Here is a 5,958-nt window from a genome sequence, read left to right on the forward strand (position 1 = left end):
CGACGACGTACAGGAAGGGCTTCTCGTCCGGGGCGGCGGTCGGCTCGGTCACGCGGGCTCCCAGGGCTGACGGCGGGGGTGCGGTCACGGCAGCGTACGCCGGGGCGCCGGTGTCCTCGGCGGCCACCCGGTGCCGGCCGCCACGGCCCCCACGGCTCCCGTCACGGACCGATCGCGTCATCTCCGCGTACGCGGCGTCGTCACCCGTGAGGGCCACGGCCGGTGCGCCGGGGCGGCCGTCGTGGCGGGGGCGAGGCCGGTGCCGCCGGGCGGCGTCGCAGTCCCCGGCGGCGTACTCTTCGGCGTCGTACTCCTCGGCGGCGCCTCCCCGTCCGCGGCGGTGCGGGCGCGCGCGGCACCGGCTCCCGCGGACCCTACGTATTGTAGGTTCCCGACCGCCATCGCCCACCGGGCTGTTCAACGTCTGTTCAACGGGGGACCCATGCAGGACACCACGGAAGCGGAACCCGGTACGCAGGCCTGCGCGCACAGCCTGGCACCGACGCTGGTCCTCCTGGTCGTGAGCCTGGCCATCGCGGCCGTCGGCGTGTACGAGCTGTGCGGTTTCGGGCTGCACAGCCTGGACCGGCGCCCGCACCTGTTCAGCGACGGCCTCGCGACCGGCGGAGTGATCGCGGCGACGGTGGCGGCCGGGGCGGCGGTGGGCAACCTGGCCTGGCACCTCACGGCGGCCCGGCGGGGACACGGCGACTGAGCACCCACGGGCCGCGGGCGCACGAGTCGCAGGCGCACGGGCCGCGGGCGCCGGGACAGCGGGCGAAGGGGGTCGGAAACCGCCGGCGGGTGAGAAGCTGTGCGCCGGCTGTACGGAACCTCGCCCCTCCCTTTACCCTACAAGCTGTAGGGTCAACGGTGCCCCGTCCCCGTCCCCAAGGGTGACCCCGTCAGCATGCCCGCACAACAGACGACTGTGATGCCGCCACCGGTTCCCGCTCCCCGCGCACCCCGCCGCGGCATCCGCTTCCTCCCGCCCCCGCTGCGCGACCGCCCCGGCGGCCGGCGGCTGCGCACCCGCGCCGCCACCGCCACCGTCTGGTACCTGCGGCTGCTCGCCGTACTGAACATCGCGGCGGTGCTGTCCCTGCCGTTCCGCGAGGAGGTGCACGAGCACAACGCGGGCGAGTACTTCACCCCCTACCTGGCCACCGCCGGCCTGGTCTCGGCGGCCCTCGCCCTGTTCCTCGCGGTGGTGATGCGCCGCCGCAAGCGTGCCGCCTGGCTGTTCAACCTCCTCCTGGCCGGCCCCCTCCTCGGCCTCTACGCCGTCGCCCTGACCCGCGCCCCCTACCGCGACCACGTCTTCAACTGGGTCTCCACGGTCCTGACCGGCCTGTTCGTCGCCGCCCTGCTGCTGGGCCGCCGCGAGTTCGACGCCATCGGCGACCGCTCCAACCCGCGCCTGGCGCTCGCCGTCGGTGTGGGCGGCACCCTGGTCACCGGCGGCCTCGGCGCCCTGCTGGTGCACGCGACGAACAAGGTCACCGGGGCCACCCTGAAGGACGAGATCGCCTACACCCTGCTGCGTGGCATCAGCGTCGGCCCGCTCGCCGACCGCGTCCCCGCCGTGCACGCGCCCCGCTGGGCGGACATGACCGTCAACGTCCTGATGGCCGTCACCTTCCTGCTGGTCCTCTACGCCTGCTTCCGCGCCCCGCGCGGCGCCCGCCTGCTCGCCGAGGAGGACGAGCACCGGCTGCGCGAGCTGCTGGACCGGCACGGCGAACGCGACTCCCTCGGCTACTTCGCGCTGCGCCGCGACAAGTCCGTCATCTTCTCCCCCAGCGGCAAGGCGGCCGTCGCCTACCGCGTCGTCGGCGGGGTCAGCCTCGCCTCCGGCGACCCGCTCGGCGACCCGGAGGCCTGGCCCGGCGCCATCGACGCCTGGCTCGCCGAGGCCCGCCGCCACGCCTGGACCCCGGCCGTGATGGGCGCGAGCGAGGAAGCCGGCACGGTCTACGCCCGGCACGGCCTGGACGCGCTCGAACTCGGCGACGAGGCGATCGTGGACCTCGCCGACTTCACCCTGGACGGCCGGGCCATGCGCGTGGTCCGCCAGGCCCACAACCGGGTCCGCCGGGCCGGCTACACGGTCCGCGTCCGCCGCCACGAGGACATCCCCGCCGAGGAGATGGCGCTGCTGGTGGAACGTGCCGACCACTGGCGCGACGGCGCCACCGAACGCGGCTTCTCCATGGCCCTCGGCCGCCTCGGCGACCCCTCCGACGGCCGCTGCGTGATGCTGGAGTGCCGGGACGCCGAGGGCGAGCCCCGCGCCCTGCTCAGCTTCGTCCCCTGGGGGGAGCGCGGTCTCTCCCTGGACCTGATGCGCCGCGACCGCGCCTGCGAGAACGGCCTGATGGAGTACATGGTCGTCGAGCTCCTGCTCCAGGCGAAGGAGCTGGGGATCGACCGGGTCTCGCTGAACTTCGCGATGTTCCGCTCGGTCTTCGAACGCGGCGCCCGCCTCGGTGCCGGTCCGGTGCTGCGCCTGTGGCGCTCGGTCCTCACCTTCTTCTCCCGCTGGTGGCAGATCGAGTCCCTGTACCGCGCCAACGCCAAGTACCGGCCGGTGTGGGAACCCCGTTTCCTGCTGTTCGCCAAGAGCAGCGACATCCCGAGGATCGGCCTGGCGAGCGCCCGCGCGGAGGGTTTCCTCACCCTGCCGGGCCGCTCGTAGCCACCCGGGCCGCCCATGGTCCCCGGGACGCTCACGGCCTCCCGGGGCCGAGAACCGGCGGGCTCACCTGGTCGGCGGCGTCACTGGGGGACCAGGACGTGCCGTCGCCCTCCGTCCACCCGGTGTCGTAGGCGCAGGGTGCGGTGGCGCCGCCGGTGAAGTACCGCCGGTCCGGGGACCAGGTGAAGGACATCCGCTCGTCCTCGCCGTCCCGCCGCACGTACAGCGACCAGTCCTGCCCGTCCTTCCCGCCCTCGCGGTACGACGACACCGTCCAGCCGTCCTCCTGCAGCCTCCGGTGCAGCCGGCGCAGTCCCGGGACGGCCCGGCTCTCCGGCACGTCGTCCAGTGCCCAGTCGTGCACCATCCGGTAGGCGCCGTCGACGGTCTTGTCCTCCAGCCCCAGCAGGCCCCCGTCGTGGCAGTCGCCGGCGCGCAGCGTGTTCTCCGCGCCGACGCCGGTGCGCCGGGCCCCGGGCGGCACGGTCCGGGTGAAACCCAGGACGTCGTACGCCTCCTGGGAGTGCCGGACGGCGCGGCGCGCCATCTCCCCGGGTGCGACCCGCGGGAGGTCCCTCGGGGAGTCCCAGGTGAGCTGGACGAACAGGGCGACGACGGCGACGAACACCAGCCCGGCGCAGCCGAGGCAGCCCAGGCCCCGGGAACCGGTCCCGGACGCGGCGGGCGGGGCGGTGGACGGGGCGGTGGGCGGGATCTGTCCGGGCATGCGGCGACGGTAGGGCGGCGGGCACCCCGGCCGGATGGGCACGCGTACGGCCATCGGGTAGGTACCCGTACTCAGCGCCGGGCGTCGTCCGTGCCGGGTCAGGCGCCGGTGCCGCCCGGGAGGTAGCCGCCGCCGACCGTGAACCCGATGACCGCGCCGCCGCCCTCGCGGCGGAAGGCGAAGGGGGCTCCGCCGTGGGCCATGGCGACCTCGCGGACGATGGACAGGCCGAGGCCCGAGCCCGGCAGGGAGCGGGCGTCGGCGGCGCGGTAGAAGCGGTCGAAGATGCGGACGAGGTCGCCCTCTGCGATCCCCGGCCCCCGGTCGAGCACCTCTACCCGCACCGTGCCCGGCCGGGCCGGCCCGGTGACGCTGACCTCGATCGGGGCCTTGCCGTCCCGGTCGAACTTGGCCGCGTTCTCCACCAGGTTGGAGATGGCACGCTGCAGCATCCCGGGCCGCCCGTCGGTCGTCGTGTCACCGGCGGTGTGCAGCACCACGTCCCGCCCGGTGCGGCGCCGGGCCAGCCCGACGACGTCCTCGGCGAGGTCGGCGATGTCCACCCGCTGGGGCGGCTCGCCGTCGGACTGCCCGGCGGCGAGGTCGACCAGCTCGTTGACGAGGTCGGTCAGCTCCCGCGCCTCCTGGGAGAGGTCGGCGACGAGGTCCTCGCGGGTGGCGGGCGGGAGTTCGTCGATCCGCCGCAGCAGCGAGATGTTCGTGCGCAGCGAGGTGAGCGGGGTGCGCAGCTCGTGGCCGGCGTCCTGCACCAGTCTGCGCTGGTCCTCCTCGGACTGCGCCAGCCGCCCCAGCATCCGGTCGAAGGCGCGGCCCAGCCGTCCCACCTCGTCCAGGCCGGCCACCGGCACCTGGATGCCCAGCTGCCGGGTGCGGGCGACGTCCTCGGCGGCGGAGGTGAGCACGACCAGGCGCCGGGTGATCCGCCGGGCCAGCCACCACCCGAACAGGCCGGCCGCCACCACGACCGCCGCCATCAGGATCAGCGTCCGCTGCTGGAGCGCCCGCAGCAGGTCCTCGGTGTCGCTGAACTCCTGGGCGACCTGCACCGCGCCCCGCCGGTGGCCGAGCGAGACGGTGGCGATGCGGAACAGGTCCGCGTCCACCCGTACGTCCTTGTGCTCCACGACCCGGCCGGCCGTCCGCGCGAGGGCCATGTCCCGGTCCCGGGAGGTCACCGGCAGCACCGGACTGCCGTGGTCCATGATCTGCCCCTGCGCGCCCAGCACCTGCACGTCGGTGCGGGCGGGGCGGACCAGGTCGTGCCCTGGGCGGGAGGAGGAGAAGTCGTCGGGGCCCATCGGGTGCTGCCGCACCTCGTCCCGCACGTCCTGCACGACCTGCGTGAACACGGACTGCTGGTCGACGCGGACCAGCCGGGCGGCGGAGTTGTACGACAGGATGCCGACCAGGATGGTGACGGCGGCGGTGACGGCCGCGAAGGAGACGGCGAAGGTGGTGCGCAGGGAGACCAGCTTCGGCCGGGGCCCGGCCGGCAGCCGCCAGCGGCGGCCCACCTAGTCCTCCCGCAGCACGTAACCCACGCCCCGCACGGTGTGGATCAGCTGCGGGGCACCGGGTTCGTCCAGCTTGCGGCGGAGGTAGCCGACGTAGACGGCGAGGTTCTTGGAGCCGGGGCCGAAGTCGTAGCCCCAGATCCGGTCGTAGATCGTGGAGTGGTCGAGGACGATGCCGGCGTTGCGCGCCAGCAGTTCCAGCAGCTCGAACTCGGTGCGGGTCAGTTCCAGCTCGCGCCGGCCGCGCCAGGCCCGGCGGGCCTGGAGGTCCATGCGGATGCCGGCGGCCTCCACCTGCCGGTCGGAGACCTGCGCCTCGCGGGCCGGGCCCTCGGGGGCGGCGGTGCCGGCGGGCACGGGGGTGGTGCGGCGCAGCAGCGCGCGCAGCCGCGCGAAGACCTCCTCGACGTCGAACGGCTTGACCACGTAGTCGTCGGCGCCGGCGTCCAGGCCCGCGATGCGGTCGGCGGTCTCCACCAGGGCGGTGAGCATGAGGATCGGGGTGCGGTCGCCCTCGGCGCGCAGCACCCGGCAGACCTGGAGGCCGTCGATGCCCGGCATCATCACGTCCAGGACGAGGACGTCCGGCGGGTTCTTGTGCGCCTGGGCCAGCGCTTCCACGCCGTCGGCGACCGCCGTCACCTGGTAGCCCTCCAGTGTCAGGGCACGCTCCAGGGCATGGCGGATGGCACGGTCGTCTTCGGCGAGCAGCACAGTCTGGGGCACGCCCTCAGTGTGCCAAGCCCACCGGCGGTCCGACGGGGCCCGATGGGCCTACGATCACCCTTTTTACCGCCCTCTCACCGTCCCGGACGCAACCCGGCCTCCGACCGGCACCGGTCTCCGGCAGCCCTGGGCGGCGGGGCTGCCGACGGCACCGGGCGGGCAGGCGGGACGGCGCTCGGGAAGCCGCCGCCCCAACCGCCCGCCGGTCCACCCGCCCCGGCGGGCGGGTGGACCGGCGGGCGGGGAAGTCAGCGCCGCAACGCCGCCAGCTG

6 protein-coding genes are annotated in these 5,958 nt (G+C 74.8%); 2 read left to right on the forward strand and 4 right to left on the reverse strand.

Annotated features, from left to right (window positions below; translation table 11 throughout):
• A partial coding sequence (locus IE312_RS38970; RefSeq protein ID WP_229899122.1) for a hypothetical protein occupies positions 1-217 on the reverse strand: 217 nt, incomplete at its 3' end.
• Positions 218-442: 225 nt separating this feature from the next.
• On the opposite strand from IE312_RS38970, the gene IE312_RS05680 reads away from it, so the two are divergent.
• Both IE312_RS05680 and IE312_RS05685 read left to right on the forward strand, forming a co-directional pair.
• Positions 443-715 carry a hypothetical protein gene (locus IE312_RS05680; RefSeq protein WP_189978885.1) on the forward strand — a complete coding sequence of 91 codons (273 nt, stop codon included), beginning with the start codon at positions 443-445 and terminating at the stop codon, positions 713-715.
• A gap of 195 nt (positions 716-910) precedes the next feature.
• On the forward strand, positions 911-2,698 hold the full coding sequence (locus IE312_RS05685) for a phosphatidylglycerol lysyltransferase domain-containing protein (RefSeq protein ID WP_189978887.1): 1,788 nt from the start codon (positions 911-913) through the stop codon (positions 2,696-2,698).
• Positions 2,699-2,729: 31 nt separating this feature from the next.
• On the opposite strand, the gene IE312_RS05690 is transcribed toward IE312_RS05685, so the two are convergent.
• The 3 genes from IE312_RS05690 to IE312_RS05700 form a co-directional block, all read right to left on the reverse strand.
• Positions 2,730-3,425, reverse strand: coding sequence for a hypothetical protein (locus tag IE312_RS05690; RefSeq protein WP_189978889.1), 696 nt, complete (start codon positions 3,423-3,425; stop codon positions 2,730-2,732).
• A 98-nt stretch (positions 3,426-3,523) separates the two neighbouring features.
• Positions 3,524-4,960, reverse strand: a complete 1,437-nt coding sequence (locus IE312_RS05695) for a sensor histidine kinase (protein ID WP_189978891.1) — start codon at positions 4,958-4,960, stop codon at positions 3,524-3,526.
• Positions 4,961-5,686: a response regulator transcription factor gene (locus tag IE312_RS05700; protein WP_189978893.1), complete on the reverse strand. Its 726-nt coding sequence runs from the start codon at positions 5,684-5,686 to the stop codon at positions 4,961-4,963.
• Positions 5,687-5,958: the final 272 nt, after the last annotated feature.

This window comes from Streptomyces capoamus, assembly GCF_014654935.1.
In the GTDB taxonomy this organism is placed as follows: Bacteria; Actinomycetota; Actinomycetes; order Streptomycetales; family Streptomycetaceae; genus Streptomyces; species Streptomyces capoamus.

What these genes read in the sequence shown, in the direction of transcription:
- IE312_RS05680 (WP_189978885.1), top strand. Translation starts at nt 443, where the DNA reads ATGCAGGACACCACGGAAGCGGAACCCGGTACGCAGGCCTGCGCGCAC.
- IE312_RS05685 (WP_189978887.1), top strand. Translation starts at nt 911, where the DNA reads ATGCCCGCACAACAGACGACTGTGATGCCGCCACCGGTTCCCGCTCCC.
- IE312_RS05690 (WP_189978889.1), bottom strand. Translation starts at nt 3,425, where the DNA reads ATGCCCGGACAGATCCCGCCCACCGCCCCGTCCACCGCCCCGCCCGCC.